Source organism: Brevibacterium limosum, from assembly GCF_011617705.1.
GTDB classification, from domain to species: Bacteria; Actinomycetota; Actinomycetes; order Actinomycetales; family Brevibacteriaceae; genus Brevibacterium; species Brevibacterium limosum.
The window spans coordinates 285,707-304,369 of the sequence record NZ_CP050154.1 but is presented as its reverse complement, the minus strand read 5'-3'; the positions used below and the strand labels follow the sequence as shown (position 1 = coordinate 304,369).

At 66.3% G+C, this 18,663-nt stretch carries 15 protein-coding genes; 8 read left to right on the top strand and 7 right to left on the bottom strand.

Annotated elements, in window-relative coordinates; translation table 11 throughout:
* Positions 1–9 precede the first annotated feature (9 nt).
* Positions 10–2,616, top strand: coding sequence for an ATP-dependent chaperone ClpB (gene clpB, locus GUY37_RS01335; protein WP_166821243.1), 2,607 nt, complete (start codon positions 10–12; stop codon positions 2,614–2,616).
* A gap of 425 nt (positions 2,617–3,041) precedes the next feature.
* Here the strand turns inward: clpB and GUY37_RS01330 are convergent, their stop codons facing one another.
* The 3 genes from GUY37_RS01330 to GUY37_RS01320 form a co-directional block, all read right to left on the bottom strand.
* The gene (locus GUY37_RS01330; protein WP_228278289.1) at positions 3,042–4,442 is read right to left on the bottom strand and encodes an HTTM domain-containing protein; all 1,401 of its coding nucleotides are present in this window, start codon (positions 4,440–4,442) and stop codon (positions 3,042–3,044) included.
* Positions 4,432–5,220: a DUF5819 family protein gene (locus tag GUY37_RS01325; protein WP_166821240.1), complete on the bottom strand. Its 789-nt coding sequence runs from the start codon at positions 5,218–5,220 to the stop codon at positions 4,432–4,434. Before GUY37_RS01325 ends, GUY37_RS01330 begins: the two co-directional genes overlap by 11 nt.
* Before the next feature lie 144 nt (positions 5,221–5,364).
* Positions 5,365–6,597, bottom strand: coding sequence for a CaiB/BaiF CoA transferase family protein (locus GUY37_RS01320; RefSeq protein WP_228278288.1), 1,233 nt, complete (start codon positions 6,595–6,597; stop codon positions 5,365–5,367).
* A 247-nt stretch (positions 6,598–6,844) separates the two neighbouring features.
* On the opposite strand from GUY37_RS01320, the gene GUY37_RS01315 reads away from it, so the two are divergent.
* A complete protein-coding gene (locus tag GUY37_RS01315; RefSeq protein WP_166821238.1) occupies positions 6,845–7,888 on the top strand; it encodes an agmatine deiminase family protein in 1,044 nt (347 codons plus the stop codon).
* A gap of 152 nt (positions 7,889–8,040) precedes the next feature.
* A complete protein-coding gene (locus tag GUY37_RS01310) occupies positions 8,041–8,436 on the top strand; it encodes a YtxH domain-containing protein (protein ID WP_166821236.1) in 396 nt (131 codons plus the stop codon).
* A 38-nt stretch (positions 8,437–8,474) separates the two neighbouring features.
* On the opposite strand, the gene cls is transcribed toward GUY37_RS01310, so the two are convergent.
* A complete protein-coding gene (cls, locus tag GUY37_RS01305) occupies positions 8,475–9,971 on the bottom strand; it encodes a cardiolipin synthase (RefSeq protein ID WP_166821234.1) in 1,497 nt (498 codons plus the stop codon).
* A 225-nt stretch (positions 9,972–10,196) separates the two neighbouring features.
* On the opposite strand from cls, the gene GUY37_RS01300 reads away from it, so the two are divergent.
* Positions 10,197–10,898 (top strand): NUDIX hydrolase, encoded by a 702-nt coding sequence (locus tag GUY37_RS01300; protein WP_166821231.1) that lies wholly within the window; start codon positions 10,197–10,199, stop codon positions 10,896–10,898.
* A 119-nt stretch (positions 10,899–11,017) separates the two neighbouring features.
* Here GUY37_RS01300 and GUY37_RS01295 read toward each other — a convergent pair whose 3' ends face one another.
* The gene (locus GUY37_RS01295) at positions 11,018–11,917 is read right to left on the bottom strand and encodes an enoyl-CoA hydratase-related protein (RefSeq protein WP_166821228.1); all 900 of its coding nucleotides are present in this window, start codon (positions 11,915–11,917) and stop codon (positions 11,018–11,020) included.
* Positions 11,918–12,023: 106 nt separating this feature from the next.
* On the bottom strand, positions 12,024–13,325 hold the full coding sequence (locus tag GUY37_RS01290) for an MFS transporter (protein ID WP_166821225.1): 1,302 nt from the start codon (positions 13,323–13,325) through the stop codon (positions 12,024–12,026).
* Positions 13,326–13,553: 228 nt separating this feature from the next.
* Between GUY37_RS01290 and GUY37_RS01285 the strand changes: the two genes are divergently transcribed.
* From GUY37_RS01285 to GUY37_RS01275, 3 genes are all read left to right on the top strand, one after another.
* Positions 13,554–14,021 carry a TM2 domain-containing protein gene (locus GUY37_RS01285; RefSeq protein WP_166821222.1) on the top strand — a complete coding sequence of 156 codons (468 nt, stop codon included), beginning with the start codon at positions 13,554–13,556 and terminating at the stop codon, positions 14,019–14,021.
* A 100-nt stretch (positions 14,022–14,121) separates the two neighbouring features.
* Positions 14,122–15,705: an FMN-binding glutamate synthase family protein gene (locus tag GUY37_RS01280; protein ID WP_166821219.1), complete on the top strand. Its 1,584-nt coding sequence runs from the start codon at positions 14,122–14,124 to the stop codon at positions 15,703–15,705.
* Positions 15,706–15,762: 57 nt separating this feature from the next.
* Positions 15,763–16,332: a dienelactone hydrolase family protein gene (locus tag GUY37_RS01275; RefSeq protein WP_166821216.1), complete on the top strand. Its 570-nt coding sequence runs from the start codon at positions 15,763–15,765 to the stop codon at positions 16,330–16,332.
* 99 nt (positions 16,333–16,431) lie between these two features.
* On the opposite strand, the gene GUY37_RS01270 is transcribed toward GUY37_RS01275, so the two are convergent.
* Positions 16,432–17,235 carry a 3-oxoacyl-ACP reductase gene (locus GUY37_RS01270; RefSeq protein WP_166821213.1) on the bottom strand — a complete coding sequence of 268 codons (804 nt, stop codon included), beginning with the start codon at positions 17,233–17,235 and terminating at the stop codon, positions 16,432–16,434.
* 384 nt (positions 17,236–17,619) lie between these two features.
* Here GUY37_RS01270 and GUY37_RS01265 point away from each other — a divergent pair, with 384 nt between their 5' ends.
* Positions 17,620–18,654, top strand: coding sequence for a hypothetical protein (locus GUY37_RS01265; RefSeq protein WP_166821210.1), 1,035 nt, complete (start codon positions 17,620–17,622; stop codon positions 18,652–18,654).
* The last annotated feature ends 9 nt before the right edge of the window (positions 18,655–18,663 follow it).

Sequence of the window (18,663 nt, the reverse complement as noted above, 5' to 3'; positions counted from 1 at the left end):
GAGATGCGCATGGACGCACAGATGACAACGAAATCCCGGGAGGCGCTGCAGACTGCGGTCAACGACGTCGTCGCCCGGAAGAACAACCAGATCGAACCGGCCCACCTCGTCGCCGCCCTGCTCGGCCAGCCCGATTCGCTGGCCGCGACCCTGCTGACGAAGGTCGGCGCCGATCCGCAGACCGTGCTGCGGTCCATCGAATCCGTGATCGGCGGATTCCCGACCGTCAGCGGTTCCACCGTCAGCCAGCCGGGACTGTCCCGGGCCGGGCTGGAGATGATGAACCTCGCTCAGGAGGAGATGACCGCCCTCGGCGATCAGTTCGTCTCGACCGAGCACCTGCTGCTGGCCGCCGCGGCCGGCAAGGACGGCACCGGTGAGGCGCTGCGCTCGAACGGGGCGAACCGGGACGCGCTGCTCGCGGCGTTGCCCGAACTGCGTGCCGGCAAGAAGGTCACCTCGGAGAACCCCGAGGAGACGATGCAGTCGCTGGAGAAGTACGGCATCGACCTCACCGCCGTCGCCCGTGAGGGCAAACTCGACCCGGTGATCGGCCGCGACAAGGAGGTGCGCCGCGTCGTGCAGGTGCTCTCCCGCAGGACGAAGAACAACCCCGTCCTCATCGGTGAGCCCGGCGTCGGCAAGACCTCCGTCGTCGAGGGCCTGGCCCAGCGGATCGTGGCCGGAGACGTGCCCGAATCACTGCGCGACAAGACCCTCATCAGCCTCGACCTCTCCGCGATGGTCGCCGGTGCGAAGTACCGCGGCGAATTCGAGGAGCGGCTCAAGGCCGTACTCGAGGAGATCAAGAACGCCGACGGCCGGATCATCACCTTCATCGACGAGCTCCACACGATCGTCGGCGCCGGCTCCGGCGGGGACTCCTCGATGGACGCGGGCAATATGCTGAAGCCCATGCTCGCCCGCGGTGAGCTGCGCATGATCGGTGCCACGACCCTGGACGAGTACCGCGAGAACATCGAGAAGGATCCTGCCCTGGAGCGCCGGTTCCAGCAGGTGTTCGTCGGTGAGCCCAGCGTCGAGGACACGATCGCGATCCTGCGCGGACTCAGGGAACGCTACGAAGCCCACCACAAGGTCACCATCAACGACGGTGCCCTGGTCGCGGCGGCCACGATGTCGAACCGGTACATCACCGGTCGACAGCTGCCGGACAAGGCCATCGACCTCGTCGACGAGGCGGCTTCCCGCCTGCGGATGGAGATCGACTCGGCCCCGGTCGAGATCGATGAGCTCCGCCGTGCCGTGGACCGCCTGAAGATGGAGGACATGGCTCTGGCGAAGGAGACCGACTCCGCGTCGATCGAGCGTCTGAGCGCCCTGCGCGCCGATCTCGCCGACAAGGAGGAGGAGCTGCGCGGCCTCGAGGCGACATGGGAGTCCCAGCGTGCCGGCCTCAACCGGGTCGGTGAGCTGAAGACGAAGCTCGACGAGCTGCGCTCGGCTGCGGAAAAGGCTCAGCGCGATACGGATCTCGAGACCGCGTCCCGTCTGCTCTACGGCGAGATCCCGGCCGTGCAGAAGGAGATCGCCGAGGCCGAAGCCGCCGAAGCCCAGGCCGAAGCGGGACCGAATTCTGATCAGATGGTCTCGGACAAAGTCTCGAGCAACGACATCGCCGAGGTGGTCTCCTCGTGGACGGGCATCCCCGCCGGACGCCTCGTCCAGGGTGAGGTCGAGAAGCTGCTCGGGGCGGAGAACATCCTCGGTCAGCGGCTCATCGGGCAGAAGAACGCCGTCGCCGCGGTCTCCGACGCCATCCGCCGGTCGCGTGCCGGTGTCGCCGATCCGGATCGTCCGACCGGTTCGTTCCTGTTCCTCGGCCCCACGGGTGTCGGCAAGACGGAGCTCGCGAAGTCGCTTGCGGACTTCCTCTTCGACGACGAGAAGGCCCTGATCAGGATCGACATGAGCGAGTACGGTGAGAAGCACACCGTGTCCCGCCTCGTCGGTGCTCCTCCCGGCTACGTCGGATACGACGAGGGCGGCCAACTCACCGAGGCGGTCCGCCGTCGCCCGTACTCCGTGGTTCTGCTCGACGAAGTGGAGAAGGCGCACCCGTCCGTGTTCGACATCCTGCTGCAGGTACTCGACGACGGTCGGCTCACCGATGGTCAGGGACGCACGGTCGACTTCAGGAACACCATCCTGATCCTGACTTCGAACCTCGGCTCGCAGTTCCTCGTGGACAACAGCCTCTCGACCGAGGAGCAGAGGTCCAAGGTGCTCGATGTCGTGCATTCGACGTTCAAACCCGAATTCCTCAACCGTCTCGATGACATCGTGCTCTTCGACGCGCTGAGCCAGACCGAGCTCGCGTCGATCGTCGACCTGCAGATCGCGCACATGTCGCGCAGGCTCTCGGATCGTCGGGTTTCGCTCGAGGTCACTCAGGGTGCCGAGGACTGGTTGGCCCTCGAAGGCTACGACCCTGCGTTCGGTGCCCGACCGCTGCGCAGGCTGGTTCAGCGCGAGATCGGCGACAAACTGGCCCGCGCTCTGCTGGCCGGCGACATCGTCGACGGGGACACTGTGGTCGTCGACCTGCCCGAGGACCCCGAGGCCACCGGCCTGGAGCTGCGCCCGAAGCGGTAACGCTCCCGGGGCGGTAAGCCTCCCGGGGCGGTAACGCTCCCCGGGGCGCGGAGCGGCGAGCGCGCGTTATGAAGCGTGCGCTGCGGCTCCGCGCGGGCACGGGGCGGCGAGTGCACGACTCGCGGGCACGCCTCGCGGATTCAGCCCAGCTTGAGGTGGATAGCTCATGTTTGAACCTGTGCTGTTCACCTCAGACTGGGCTGTTCCGCCGGGTGCGGCGGCGGTCTTTGCTGCCCACGGGCACCTTCGGCGGCAGTCCTCTCAAGTGGCCCAGAGCCGAATGGGACACGTTCTTCTGATTCGCCCACTTCCTTCAGTGAGCATTTCAGAGAAACGTGTCCCATTCGGCATCTGTCGGCACACGAAGACGTTGTCACGCTCCGGTCTGCCCGAAATGTGATGCCCCTCCGACAGTTGTGCGCAGGCTACTTCTTGCGGGAGCCGGCGGTGGCCTTCGAACCAGTCTTCGCACCGGGCTTCGCATCAGCCTTCGAACCTGACTTCGAACTGGACTTCGAACCGGACTTCGCAGCGTCGCGCTTGGACCTGCCGCCGACAGACCTCGAACCGGCCTTCGCCCCGGCACCACCAGCTGCAGCACCTCTCGCGGCACCACCAGCGGCAGCATCTCTCGCTGCACCACCAGCGCCAACACCTATCGCGGTCCCGCCGGCCGCCCGCGGCGCCGACGACGTCCACCAGTGCCGCAGGTAGGCGCTGAGCTTTGCGAACGAGCGGTCGCGGATGAAGATCGCATCGACGGCGATCATGGTCAGCGAGAACCACGGCAGGCCCATGAGCAGCGCGATGCCCAAGTGGAAGGACAGGATGCCCAGCAGCGCGATGATGCGGGTGTAGCGGTTGAAGAGCATGAACGGGAAGGCGCACTGGAAGAGGATCGATCCCCACGAGATCGCCACGACCATCGGCCCCCATGCCGTCATCAGGTCGGACAGCACCGGCCAGGTGCCGAACTGCTGAGTGTGCAGCGGGTTGTAGACGGCGAAGCCGTGCTGCCAGGCCGAGCCGTCGGCCTTGTACAGTCCGCCGGACATGTAGATCGCGCACACCTGGAAGGCGAGCACGCCGATCGCGAGGTTGTTGGCCATGATGAGCGCCCAGCGCCACTGCCCGCCGTCGTGGTCCGGGAACTCCGGGTTCCGCGCCCGCCGCCTGGCGTCGAGGGACCATCTGCGGGTCGTATCGGCGAAGAGCATCGCGATCATGAACATCCGGTACGCGTTGTCGCCCTGATCGCCGGCACCGTCGTTGAGCTCGATGAAGCTCACCCACAGCACGAGGTAGACCGGCAGGACGATCCGCGTGCGCCAGCCGAGGATGATGACGATCGCCAGCAGAGCGAGCCCGATCATCATCGCCGTGAACAGCGGCGGGGTCGTCACCGCCTGGTGGAAGAGGGAGAAGAGCCAGATGTTCGGGAAGTCGCTCTTGGGTTCGGCGATCTCCCCGTTCCAGGCCGACCCCACACCGAAGGCGTAGTGCCGAGCGCTGAAGTTCGTGAGTATGAGGCCGAGCCCGGTGAATCCGATGAGGATCCGCGTCACCGCCAGTCCGTAGGTCGCGTGATACCGACCGGTGAGCATCTCCTCGAGCCAGTTCCACCCCTGCGCGAGTTTCGTCCGCACCAGGGTCGTCACCGGAACGAGTCCGAATTCGGGTGCGGAATCCTTCGCCGAGGCGGCCCCGTCGTTCTGGCGGCCAGCGGAGTCCTTCGCCCGGTCCTTCGCCGAGGCGGTCGTGCCGGACCGCTGGTCCGTGACCTCGCGATCGTCCCCGTCCTGGCGGGTCGTGTCGTCACTGTTCACCGACGCACCTCACTTCATCGGAGGCGCAGAAGTACTTCGTGAACTCCTCCTGGGACTGATGGTCCTCCACCACGAGTGCGCGCCATCCCACGGGGACGGGCTGGATGTTCGGACGTTTCGCGCTCTTGTCGTTGCGTTCGGCGAAGGGCACGACGTTCTGACGGGCGGCTTGGTACTGGACGCGCTGGGCATCGTCGCCCCAGATGGCCTTCGCCACCTGCGTCGCATACGCCGTGGCCAGGTGTTCGCTCTCCAGGTATGCCGGAATCGCGTTCTCCGGGTCGTCGTACTCCTCCAGCTTCGTCTCCAGACGGTCGACGGAATCGTCTCCCTTGAAGTAGTCGAGTTTGACGATGGCCTTCTGATCGTCGGGCAGATCCTCCCAGGAGCCCTTGATGTCCGAGGCCACGCCGATGCCCAGTCCCGCCGATCGCGGTGGGAACAGCTTGTAGGTGGAGTGGTCGAGTTCGACATCGGTGGCCCGCACCCATTGGGTGATCTCCTCGCCGCTGTCGGTCTTGATCACCGCCCGCACGTCGAAGTAGTAGTCGCCGTTGATCGGCTCGGGGGCGAACACGCTCCACGACTGCCCCCACAGCGGGATCATGTATTTGGAGAGCAGGTCGCCGGGAATCACCTCCCGCATCGTCGAAGCAGGGGCGATCCACAGGAAGCTGGCGAAGATATGGAATCCCGTGATCGCCATTGCGATGACCATCAGGGTCCGTTTCACCGCCGATCGTCGCCGAGGTGCGACCTCGGTCGGCTCATTGTCCATCTCGGTTCCGGAATTCTCTTGGGAATACGACTGCCGTCACCACGGGTTCCGCGACTCGTCGGCCGCTCTGCTGATCCCTCGGTGACAACGCACAGTGACTAGGGTACTTCAGCTGTGGCAGTGCCCGCCCGGATGTCGGCGGAATCATTCGCGGTCACAGAACGGCCGATGGCTCGCCGATACGCTGCGCACGGACGCGGTCTGCTCCACCGCCCGCAGCCAGGCCTTGACCGCTTCCGTGGAATCGCCGAGCGTCGGCGGAGCCAATTCGTAGCTGGGCGGGGTCTCGGACAGCCGGATCGGGTTGCGAACGGTGGGGATGACGCGGTCGCCGGCCCCCGCCTCGGCGACGGGCTCGAGTCCCAGCGACGAAGCCACGTCCACGCCTTGGGCGATCGAGTTGATCGGGGCACAGGGCAGGCCCGCCTCGGTGAGGATGTCGAACCATTCCTGGTTCGTCTTCTCACTCAGTGCGGCGATGAGTTCGGGCTCGAGCTCATCCCGGTGGACATTGCGATCGGCGAAGTTCGCGAACCGTTCATCGGCCGCCCATTCGGGGTGGCCGAGCACCTCGGCGAGGCGGGCGAACTGCTTGTCGTTGCCGCACGCGATGATGATCTGCCCCTCGGCGGTGGGCATCGGCTGGTACGGGTAGAGGCTCGGGTGCTTGTTGCCCATCGCCTGCGGCACGACCCCGCCGGCCACGTACGCCGAGGTCTGATTCGCCAGCCCGGACAGGGCCGAGGACAGCAGGTTCGTCTCGACGAGCTGCCCCACTCCGGTGTCCGTGCGGTGGGTGAGCGCACCGAGGACGCCCACCGCCGTGTGCAGTCCCGTGATCACGTCGACGACGGCCACACCGGCCTTGACAGGGCCCGAATCCTCGGAGCCGGTCACCGACATGAATCCGGACAGGCCCTGGATGAGCAGATCGTAGCCCGGCTGCGGGTTGCCCCGACCGAAACCGGTCACCGAAGCGTAGACGATTCCGGGATTGACCGCGCTGACCGTCTCATAGTCGAGACCGTACTTCGCCAGTCCCCCGGCCTTGAAGTTCTCCACGAGCACGTCGGCACGCGCGGCCAGCTGCTGGGCGAAGGCGAGGTCGTCGGAGTCCTTGAAATCGAGGACGACGGAGTGCTTGTTCCGGTTCGCCGTGAGGAAGTACGTCGCATCGTCCCCTCGCCGAGGCGGCGCCCAGTGACGTGTGTCGTCCCCGGTCTTCCCCTCCACCTTGATGACCGTGGCACCGAGATCCGCCAGCATCATCGTCGCGTAGGGACCGGCGAGGACTCGGGAGAAGTCGGCCACGATGGTTCCGGCCAGAGGCCCTGTCCCCCGCCTGCCGAACATCTCCTGCAGATCCTGGTCTTCCACTTCCTGCCTCCTTCGCACACGTTCGAACGCTGGCTCCGTGTCCGGGCTCCGGTGTCCCGGCCAGCTCTCTGACTCCCTGCCAGACTATACGGACTCCCGCGACCGGCCACTGTCCCAGATGACTACGTGGACTCCTCAGGCCGGACGGAGCGCAGATGCGGCGAGGGAGCTGCGAAATCCGTCGATCACCGCGGCGACATTCTGGCTACACTCGGGCTCAGTGACCGGCCAAGCGAAGGGACGAACGATGACGTTGCACATGCCGGCGGAGACCGGCGCCCAGGACCGAGTCTGGATGGCGTTCCCGTCGTCGGGCTACGCCCTCGGCGACACGGAGACCGAGGCCGAGGCAGCACGCGCCACCTGGGCCGCCGTTGCCCGCGCCACAAGCGAATTCACCCCTGTCACGGTCGTGGTGACAAGTGCACAGGCCGAGCATGCTCGGGCCCACCTCGGCGAGGGGATCAACCATGAGATCACCGTGGTCAATGCCGAACTCGACGATGCGTGGATGCGCGATATCGGGCCGAGCTTCGTCGTCGACGAGGCGGGGGCGCTGCGCGCGGTGGACTGGGTGTTCAACGGATGGGGTGCGCAGGAGTGGGCGAGGTGGGACCACGATGAGCACATCGGGCAGTTCGTCGCGGATCTCGCCGGAACTCCCGTGGTGTCCTCGGACCTGCGCAACGAAGGCGGCGGATTCCACGTCGACGGCGAGGGCACGGTGCTCGCCACCCGCAGCGTTCAGCTCGACCCGGGCCGCAATCCGGGGCTGATCGAGGCCGAGGTCGAAGCGGAATTCGCCCGCACGATCGGGGCGAAGAAGGTCATCTGGCTCGACCGCGGACTGCACCGGGACAATCAGACCTTCGGCACTCGGGGACACGTCGACATCGTCGCCACGATGCCCAGCCCCGGGGTCGTCCTCGTCCACGATCAGCGCAATCCCGAACACCCGGACTTCGAATTCAGTCGCGCGCTCAAGGACCAGTTCGCGGCTGAGACCACTGCCGACGGCACTCCTTTCGAGGTGGTGCCGATCCCCGCCCCCGAAGTGCTGCGCGACGAGGAGGGGTGGGTCGACTACTCGTATGTCAATCATCTCGTCACCAACGGCGGGGTCATCGCGTGCACCTTCGACGATCCGCTGGACGCCGAGGCGGTCGCCGTGCTCGAGCGCGTCTATCCGGGGCGGAAGGTCGTCGGCGTCGATGCGCGCGCACTCTATGCTCGCGGCGGTGGAATCCACTGCATCACCCAGCAGCAGCCGAGCGTCGGCGAGCCCCGCTGAGGACTGCGCGAATCCATACCCCTACGGGCCCGACTCGGTATAAGCTGGATGCCGAGGACACAGTGCCCGTGCGCTGCCACATCGTTGCCCGGACCTGTGTCGCACAGCAGAGCCGAATGCGGTGACGTCTAGTTGCGAAGAGGAGCAAGACCATGAAGAAGAGATTGATTCTCCTAGCCGGTCTCGGAGTCGGATTCATTCTGGGATCACGCACCGGGCGTCAGAGCTACGAGCGGCTGAAGGCTCAGGCTCAGGATCTGTGGACCGACCCGCGCGTCCAGGACACCGTCGAGAAGGCCAACCAGTCGATCCGCGAGAAGTCGCCTGCTGTCGCCGATGCCGTCCAGACCGCGGCCGACAAGGTCAATGCCGCAGCTGCCACGAACGCTCCCGTCTCCGAATTCGACGGCGACGAGGATTCGGCTGCTGCGAAGGCAGCGGGCGGTGCTGACAAGCACGCGTCGTCGCCGAAGGCCCACGACTCGATCGCCGATCCCGAACGTCACCTCGACGATGAGGGACCGGCCGGAGTCGCCGACGACGACTGAACGTCGCCGGCAGACTGACGCAGCGACCTGGTCGGCGTCTACAGCAGCGAGCTCGTCAGTCGGGCGACGTTCTCCAGATACTTCTTCAGCAGCGGCCGGCTCGCCCACTCGTCGGCGTCGAGTTCGACGGAGTTCGGGGCGTAGTGTTCGGCTTCGAGCTCGTACATGCGCTGGGCGAACTCCTCGTTGACGATGAACATCGTGACTTCGAGGTTCATGGCAAACGACCGTTCGTCCATGTTCGAGGAACCGATGATCGAGACGTCGTCGTCGATGATGAGGAACTTCGAATGCAGCACCGTGGGCGCGTGGTACATGAAGATCCGAACGCCGGCCCGCACGAGGTCATCGTAGTAGGACTGCTGTGCTTTGTGAGTCAGCGAATGGTCGCTCGTCTCCCCGACGTAGAGGCGCACATCGACACCCGAGCGCGCTTCGGTCGTCAGCGCGTGCAGCAGCGATTCGTCGGGCACGAAGTACGGTGAGCACACGACGATGCTGCGGTTCGCGTTGTAGATGAGGTGGTTGAACAGCCGCAGGTTGTTCTCGTCTTCGAACCCCGGCCCCGAGGGCACGACCTGGGCCTGGATCCCGCCGGATTCGGGGGCATCGAGTTCGAAGCTGTCGGGTTCGTCGACGATTTCGTCGGTCTCCGAATACCAGTCGGTGATGAACACCGCATCGAGCTCTTCGACGACCGGTCCACGACATTCGAGCGAGAGGTCCTTCCACTGGAAGCCCTTCCGCCGATTGCGCGCCTTGTTGTAGGAGCGGTCGATGATGTTCTGGGAACCGGTGAACGCGACGTCACCGTCGACGACGAGGATCTTGCGGTGATTGCGCAGATCCGGACGCTGATACTCGCCCCGCCACGGCCGGATAGGCAGCGCCCGACGCCAGCTCACGCCCGAGGAGTCGAGCCTCTTGACGAGTTCCGAATACCCCGGATAGCCGAGTGACCCGACATGGTCGATGAGGATGCGCACGCTCACCCCGCGCTCGTGCGCGGCCAGGAGCGAATCGAGCAGCCGCCTCGTCGTGTCATCGATGGCGACGATGTAGAACTCGAAGTGCACGAACCGCTTCGCCTCGTCGACGGCGTCGGCCATCGCGTCCATGCAGGCGTGGTTGTCGACGTGGAGTTCGAAGTCGTTGCCGTGGGTCATCGGCAGGGCGCCGAGGTCGAAATTGAGCTGTGCGGCGGTGCTCAGCGGTTCGGGCATATGGTCCTTCTGCCCGATGATCGGCCGATTCCGGATCTGATCACGGATGAGGTCGTTGATCTGCGACTGTTTGTCCCTCCGCCGCTTCGGGAGCTTCGCCGAACCGAGCAGCAGGAACGCCGCGATGCCCACATAGGGGATGAGGAAGATCGCGAGCAGCCACCCGAGTGCGACCGACGGCTTGCGGTTGTGCGGAATCCAGCCGAGCGCGACGATGCGGATGATGAGATCGATCAGCAGAAGGGTGATGATCACCCAATTCGGCCATGCCGAATCGATGTCGATGAACGGATAGATCCCGAAGCTGCTCATAACTTGCCCGTTCAGTCCCGCCCTTGATCGTCACCGGTTGGGTCTTGCACCTCAGTTCGAGGTTCTGCATCGCCCACCATCGTATCCTGACCGGGTTCGCGCACGGACCGGCGCATCCCCTCTGACCACGGGCATCACCCGTCCGGGCACCCCGGCTCCGCCTCGGCGAGGGTGCGCGGGCATACTGGAAGGCGACATCAATTGCTGAGAGCGAAGGTGCTGACCGTGATTCGAGATATCAACCCCGAGGGCTCCGACCGTTCGGATACGGCCGACAGCGCGAGCCGCGGTCCCGATATCACCGACCCCGAGGCGGTGCCGATCAGGCCCGCCGTCAGCGTGCTCATGCTTCGCGACGGGGACGAGGGGCTCGAGGTCTTCGTCCAGCACCGTGTGTCGACGATGGATTTCGCCGCCGGTGTCGTCGTCTTCCCCGGCGGTCGCGTCGACCCCGTCGATTCCACGACCGCTCCGACCATCATCGTCCCCGATCCGCAGGTGCACACCTCCGCATGGTCCCGATCGACCATCGCCGAGGATGCCGAGGGGTGGCGCGTCCTGCTCGCCACCGCCGTGCGTGAGGTCGAGGAGGAGACGGGCGCGATCCTCGACCCGGCCGGGCTCCTGCCGTGGGCGAATTGGGTGACTCCCCTGGGACGGCCCAAGCGCTTCGACACGTATTTCTATACGATCGCGGCCACCGAGCTCGTCGGCGCTCACCATCAGACGACGGAGGCGCACACGAGCGAGTGGCGTTCGGTGACCGGCATCCTCGCCGATGAAGGAGCCGGGCGGCTGAAGCTCATGCGTCCGACATTCGTCCTGCTGCGTGAGCTCTCCGAATTCTCCACCGTCGCCGAGGCGGTCGCCGCAGACCGGATCATCGACCCCGTCCGCCCGGAGTTCCCCTCCAAGCGCGGTTCCTGAGTCCGGCCCGTCGTTCGATCCGCGCGCCCGGCTGTTCGCAGCAGGACACGGGCGAGGACGACCTCAGCCCTTCGCGCGGGCGAAGCCGACCTCAGCCCTTTGCGCGGGCGAGGACGACCTCAGCCCTTCGCCCGGGCCTTCATCGCGGCCAGGCGTGCGGCTACGACCTGCTTCTGCTCGTCGGTTCCCAGCAGCTCGGCCAGCGCTTCCTGCTCGGCGTCGAGTCCGGTGGTCAGATCTGAGTCGTACGAGAGGTCGACGAGGCGCTTCGCCCACACCAGCGCCGGCCTTGACTGTCCGGCGATCTGCCCGGCCAGTTCGAGTGTCCGGGCGAGCGGATCCTCGGCGATCTCGTCGACGAGGCCGATGCGCAGCGCTTCTTCGGCACCGATCGTATCGGCGGTGACGATGAGCTTCTTCGCCTGCGCCGGTCCCACGAGGCGCGGCAGCAGCTGGGTGCCGCACATATCGGGGATGATTCCCCAGTTGAGCTCCATGAGCGAGAGCTTCGCATCGGGGCCGGCCACGCGCATGTCCGCACCCAGGGCGATCTGCAGCCCGCCGCCGAGCGCCGCCCCGCGCACGGCCGCGATGACCGGAACCTCGACGAGGGACCACACGTGCACGGCCTTCTGTGCCAGGGCCCGGGCCGAACCGAGTCGCTCTCCGACATCGACGGCGGCGGCCACGGAGTCCGCAGCACCCGACTCACCGGTACCGGGGGTGTCCTCGGCGGCCTTCTCAGCGGCCGCTTCCTCAGCCGACGAACGGGTCGCGGTTCCCGCCTCGGCGATCCGCGCGAGTTCGGTGAAGTCGAGGCCCGCGCTGAAGGCACGACCGCGACCGGACAGGACCACGGCCTTGACCTCGGTCGAGTCCTTGAGCGCGAGCCCCGCCTCGACGAGGTCCTCGAAGACCTCTCGGGTGAGCGAATTGAGCTTCTCGGCACGGTCGATCTCGACATGGGCGACCCCGTCGGTGATCGAGTAGACGATGGTCGAGTCGGTGGTCTCGGGCATGAGCTGACCTTTCGAAGGCGGAGCCGGTGCAGCAGCAGCCGGCGAAGGCGGGACACGTTCCGACCGCAGGACGCCGGCGCAGGCACCGGTGACCCTGAACGAGCGATCAGTTGCGTTTCCTGAACCCTATCGGAGCTCCCGTCAGCGTCAAGACCAACACGGCGATCAGGGACGCCGCGCACATGCCGACGACGCCGGGCCAGGCGAAGTCGGCGAAGAGGACCGCCGAGAGCCAGGCGCCGAGGCTCGTGCCGAGGTAGTACACGGTGAGGTAGATGGCCGACGATCGGGTCGAGTCGACTCCCGGGCGGGCGGCGCTGGCAGCCGCGGAGGCACCCGTGTGTCCGAGGAAGAATCCGGCGGTGAGCAGCGACATGCCGAGGATGATCACCACGAGCGATTCGACGAGCGTCAGTCCCGCGCCGACGAGCGCGATGACCATTCCGGCCAGGGTGATCCGGGTGCGCGGGTACTTCGTGGCCAGGCGCCCGTAGTACGTGGTGACGACGGTGCCGACGAGATAGATGAGGAAGAACAGGGCGACCGCGCCCTCGCTCAGATGCCACGGGTCCTGCTGCAGGCGGGTGCCCAGCATCGTGAATGATCCGCCGAAGACGATCATGCACAGGAACCCGGTGAGGTAGATCCGCCACAGTCCCCCGCTCAGCGGAATCGCCCGCCGAGGCGGTGGTGCGCTCCCGGCCTCGTCGACCTCCCCGACTGCGGTGACAGCGTCACGGTCGGCCGCCTCGGTGATGGTGGAATCGGCCTCGGTCGGATCGGGCTCGCCGGGATCCGTGTCGAGGACGGCGCGGCTGCGGGCGGTGGAGAAGAGGTCGTGGCGCAGCAGCCAGACGACGATGAGGCCGAAGATCAGTGACACGGCCGCGGTGAACGCGAGTCCGCCGTGCCAGCCGAGGAATTCGGAGGCCAGCCCGGTGAGCAGCCTCGAGCAGAGTCCGCCGATCGTGTTGCCGGCGATGTAGACACCGATCGCTCCGGGCAGGGCGGCGGGCGGCAGCCGCAGGGACAGGTAGGCCATGGCCGTGGCCGGCACCGAGGCGATCGCCAGGCCCTGGAGGAACCGGACGGCGATGAGCAGCTCCGGGGTCGGTGTGAAGGGCAGGACGAGAGCGAGGATCGCCGCGACGATCACTCCCGCACCGATCTGCCGGGCATGGCCGATGCGCGGGGCGAGCATGGAGAACGGGATGAGGAAGCAGGCCATGGCCACGTTCGTCGCGGAGACGGTCAGGCTCGCGGTCGGACCGTCGATTCCGTAGGCGTCCCGGATCGCCGGCAGCAGGCCCTGGGTCTCGTAGAGGACGAGGAAGACGGAGACCCCCGCGAGGAACACCGCCGCGACGGTGCGCCGAGTGCTCGTCGGACTCGGCTCACCTGTGCTCATGGTCCCCACGCTATGCCCGCCAGGAGCACCGGCTCAAACGATTCCGAGTCCCGGACCGTGTGAGACCGGACACCGCGGGGTCCGCGGATGCGGAGCTGATGCGCGAACGCGCGGTCGTGCGGTCTTGCGGTTCCGCGGATGCGGAGGATAACCCCATCGCCGAGGCGGCCCGCCGCTTCATAGGGTGAGACCATAAGTTCGACGAGCAGTGAATGGACGACCACAGCGATGACGGCGACCGACGAGATCCCCGCACCCGGCGAAGCTGCCGCGAACAGTGTTGCCGCGCCCTCCGCCTCGTCCGCTGCGGAGCACAATCCGGCAGTGCCCTCCCCTGGTGTCTCCGCCTCGTCCCTCGAATCCCTCGCCCCGCTCGACGACCCCGACCCGGACGGCCTCGGCAACCGCTCCTTCGTCATCACGTGGCTGCTGTCCCTGCTCTTCGGCTTCCTCGGTCTGGATCGGTTCTACACCCGCAGATACCGCACGGGCGTGCTCAAGCTGGTCAGCCTCGGCGGGTTGGGGATCTGGTGGATCATCGATCTCGGCATCGTCCTGGCGGGCGGTCTGCGTTGCGGGCGGGGCCCGCTGCGCGGTTTCGCCCAGGACAAGGAGATCGCGTGGATCGCCACCGGGCTCACCCTCATCGTCGCCTACTCGCTGCAGGTCGACGAGCTGCTCAGCGGGCTGTTCTGAGTCTGCTTCCCAGCAGTCCGCCGCCTTCTCAGGTCTGCCTTTCCTGAAATCCGCGCCCTCCCGGTCTAGGCTCGAGGTCAGGACAGTTCAAGGAGGCACAATGAAACGGCAATTCCCCGTTGTCCGGATGGTCACCGGCGACTCGGCAGGCAAGCAGTTCGCCGGAGTGGCGGCGGCCGCCTCGGCGATCGGGCTCGGCGCACTCGCCGCATGGGATCTCACGCAGAAGAAGCACTCGATCCTGCGCAACTATCCGGTCGCCGGACACGCACGGTTCCTGCTGGAGTCGATCCGGCCGGAGATCCAGCAGTACTTCATCGAACGCAACTGGGACGGGCGCCCCTTCAGCCGCGACACCCGCACCACCATCTACGAACGCGCCAAGGGCACCCACTCCGAGCACGCGTTCGGCACCGAACGCGATGTCGACCGCACCGGCTACGAGGCTCTCATGCACTCGAATATGCCGATCCCCAATCCGCCGCGTCCGCCGCGCGTGCACATCGGCGGTGACGAATGCACGCAGCCATACGACATCTCGCTGCTCAACGTCTCGGCGATGAGCTTCGGCTCCCTGAGCGACAACGCCGTCCGGGCACTGAACAAGGGTGCCGCGATGGGCGGATTCGCCCACGACACCGGCGAAGGATCCATTTCGCCGTATCACCGTGAACACGGCGGCGACCTCATCTGGGAACTCGGCACCGGCTACTTCGGTGCCCGCACCTCCGACGGAGAATTCGATCCCGAGACCTTCGCCGAGAAGGCGCAGGACCCGCAGGTGAAGATGACCTCGCTCAAACTCTCCCAGGGCGCGAAGCCCGGCATCGGCGGTGTGCTGCCGGGACCGAAGGTCACCGAGGAGATCTCACAGATCCGCGGCATCCCCGTCGGACAGACCTGCATCAGCCCTCCCGGACACAATGTGTTCTCGACTCCGATCGAGCTGCTGGAGTTCATCCGGACGATGCGTGAGCTCTCCGGCGGCAAGCCTGCCGGCTTCAAGCTGTGCGTGGGTTCGCGCACGGAGTTCCTCGGAATGGTCAAGGCCATGGTCGAGACGAACATCCTGCCGGACTTCATCATCGTCGACGGTTCAGAAGGCGGCACCGGTGCGGCGCCGCTGGAGTTCGAAGACAATGTGGGGCTGCCGCTGACCCAGGGGCTGATGATCGTGCACAATGCGCTCGTCGGCGCGGGGCTGCGCAAGAAGATCAAGGTCGGCGCATCGGGCAAGATCGCCACCGGCACCGACATCGTCAAACGACTCATCCAGGGTGCGGACTTCACGAACTCGGCCCGGGCGATGATGATGGCCGTCGGCTGCATCCAGGCCCAGGTCTGCCACACGGGCAAGTGCCCCGTCGGCGTCGCCACTCAGGATCCGCGGCGAACGCGGGCCATCGATGTGCCCACCAAGGCCGATCGGGTGCGCAACTACCACGACGGAGTCGTCGCCGAGGCGGTCCGCCTCATGGCGTCGATGGGTGCGGCCGCACCGGACGAGCTAGAACCGACGATGCTGCGACGCAATGTCTCGGCCTCCGAGTCCTGGTCCTATGCCCGTCTCTACGACTGGCTCAAGCCCGGCGAGCTCCTCGATGACGCCCCCGAAGAGTGGGCCGACGACTGGGCCACCGCCCGCGCCGACACCTTCACCATTCCTCGCGGTCACAGCCGCTGACTCGCCGAGCCGACCACTCAGGTGCCGGCCCCGATGTCCCTTTCGAAAGGATTGCTCATGACCACTCTCGTTCTCCTCCACTCGGCACTGGGGCGGACGTCCGGAATGGACGCCATCGCCGAACGCTTCGCCCTGGCCGGACACGCCGTCCACACCCCCGACGTCTACGGGGGCAAGACGTTCGACACCGCCGAAACGGGAGTCGCCCACTCCCAGGAGGTCGGGTTCTCAACCCTCGTGGACCGGACGAAGGAAGCGTGCGAGGACCTCGGTGACGATCTCGTCTTCGGCGGATTCTCGCTGGGAGCCGCGCTGGCACAGCAGATGGGCAAGAACGATCCGCGAGCCGACGGCGTCCTGCTCTTCCACGGCGGCGGCTTCCCGAAGCCGACCCGCTGGCAGGCAGAGGTGCCGGTGCAGGCGCATTTCGCCGTCGATGACTCCTGGCGCAGCCCGGGCACGATCGAGACTCTGATGGAATCCGCGGCGAAGGCGGGTGCGCAGGCCGAGTACTTCCTCTACCCCGGCGATTCCCACTTGTTCAGCGACCCGACGACCCCGGACTACCGCGAGGCCAGCGCCGAACTGCTCTACGAGAGGGCCTTGGCCTTCCTCGATCGCTTCTGAAGCCCTCTCCCCGACTCCGGGGCCACCCTTGCAGGCCGCCCGCCGCTCACCCTCGTCGAAGCTGGCGGGCGAGGCCCGCCCATCTCAAGGTCGGCCGCCTCAGCCCATGACGAGACCGTTGTCGACGATGAGGTTCTGACCGGTCACCGCACGCGAAGCGGGAGAGGCGAAGAACACCACCGCCGAGGCGAAGTCCTCCGGAGTGGTCACCCGTCGCAGCGCACTGGCGGCCGCGATCTGGTCGAAGACCGCTTCCGGTGTCGCCGAGGAGGCATCCGTAGTGCGCAGCAGTCCACCGGAGACCATGTTCACCCGCACCCCGGCCGGCCCGAGATCCTTCGCAAAGGTCCGGGTCAGCGACAGCAGCGCCGCCTTACCGGCCGTGTAGTCGTGATAGGGGACGACCGGGTCCTGGAACAGGTTGGTGCCGATGTTGATGACCCGGCCGGAACCGATCTCACGGAAGCCGTGCATCGCAGCCTGGATCGTGTTGACCGCGCCTTCGACAGAACCGCGGAACTGATCGGCGAAATCCGAATAGTCGATCTCATCGGCCGGCTGGCGCTCATCGCCGTTGAACGAGAAGTCTGCGAACGCATTGTTGACCACTGTGGACACGGGCGCCCCGAACTCGGCGGCCGCCGCTTCGACCATGGCGTCGACGGCTCGGGAATCGGTGACATCGGCCTCGATGGCCATGGCGCGTCCACCGCGAGCGCGGACCGCCTCGGCGAGCTCTTCGGCGGCCTGGGCCGAGTACCGGTAATTGATGACCAGCGCCGAACCCTCCGGGGCGAACGCCTTCGCGATCGCAGCGCCCAGGCCGCGTCCGGCTCCGGTGACGAGCACAACCTGCTCATCGAGAGGCAGGGCCTCGGAGGTGAATGCCTGTGGGTTGCTCATCGCGTGTCTCCTTCGGACGTCGGTGGCGGATCGCGCAGACCTGACCCCACCATACTCAGGAACCGCCAGCACCGAGGCCGAGTGACGCGAGACGGTCTGCAGCGCGGCGATTGTTGGGTCGATCCACGGTGATATCGCGGCTCAGAACACCGTGGATCGACCCAACAATCGTGCGACAGCCGCGTCCGCACCCCTCTCAGGCAGGAGTGAACCGCCGGAGCGATTTCCTGGTCGATCCAGGTCGTTTCGACGTCCTGAGCGCCGTGGATCGACCAGCAGATCGCGCCGAAACGCGCGCACATGCGGGACAGAGCGTGCTCTGAGGGGCATGAGTCCATAGACTGAAATGACGACCACCGTTGTCCATCCCAGGAAGTCATCCTTATGAACGAGCTCGGCGCCGGCATCTCCATCGGAGTCCTCGCGGCTCTCGTCGTCTTCGCCATCTACTTCATCGGAGCGAAGCTCGGACGATGGCAGCCCCGGAACCCGACAGGCGGGTCGGGTGCTCAGGGCGGCTACCCGCAGACTCCGGGCGGCTACGGCCACAACCCCTACGGACAGTCCGGCTACGGCCAGTCGGGCTACACCCAGTCCGGCCGCCCGTGGAGCAGCGAGGATGAGACCCGTGTGCTTCCCGGCAACGCCCAGGGCTATGACGACGGGGACGGCGATCTGCCGCGGGCCACGAAGAACGACCTCGCCGCCAACATCCAGCATTCCGGACAGATGATCGAAGCGAACCGGCGGGCCGCCACCGCGGCCAACGGCGACACCGTCGCAGTGTTCACCTACATCCTCGGTGCCGCGCTCATCGCCGTCGTCGCCTTCGTGTTCTTCAACAATCTGCTGCTGCCGGCCACCATCGGTGCGCTGACCGGCGCGATCATCTGCGTCGCTCTCTCGGCGACCTATACGCTCAAGCACCTGGACTTCTGGCCGGACAATGCGACGATCTCGATCATCAACCTGCTCGTCGCCCTGGCCGCCTCGATCTTCATGTACATCGGATCCGTGCAGACGGTTCGCGACAACATCAGCCTGTCCACGATCACCGACTCGTTCGATGCCCTGCCCTTCAGCGACGGCTTCTCTGCGTTCGCCGTGGCCATCGGCGACCGGGTCGTGACATTCTTCAAGGACTTCGGCTTCTTCGGCTTCGTGTTCCTGCTGTTCATGGGCATCGGCTGCATCATCGTATTCACCCTCGCCGCGAAGTCGCTCATCGACGTCATGGACTGGCGGATCTTCGCCCAGTTCGGCCATAACGTCACCGATCGCCCCATGTCGTATTCGCGTGCCGTGCGCTTCCAGACGTCGAAGGTCTCACACACCGTGACCTCGTTCGTTCTTGCGGTCATCGCCGTGCTCGCCGCCACGGGATTGCTCTACGACGGCTTCACCTGGTTCACGCGCTGATGAACATCT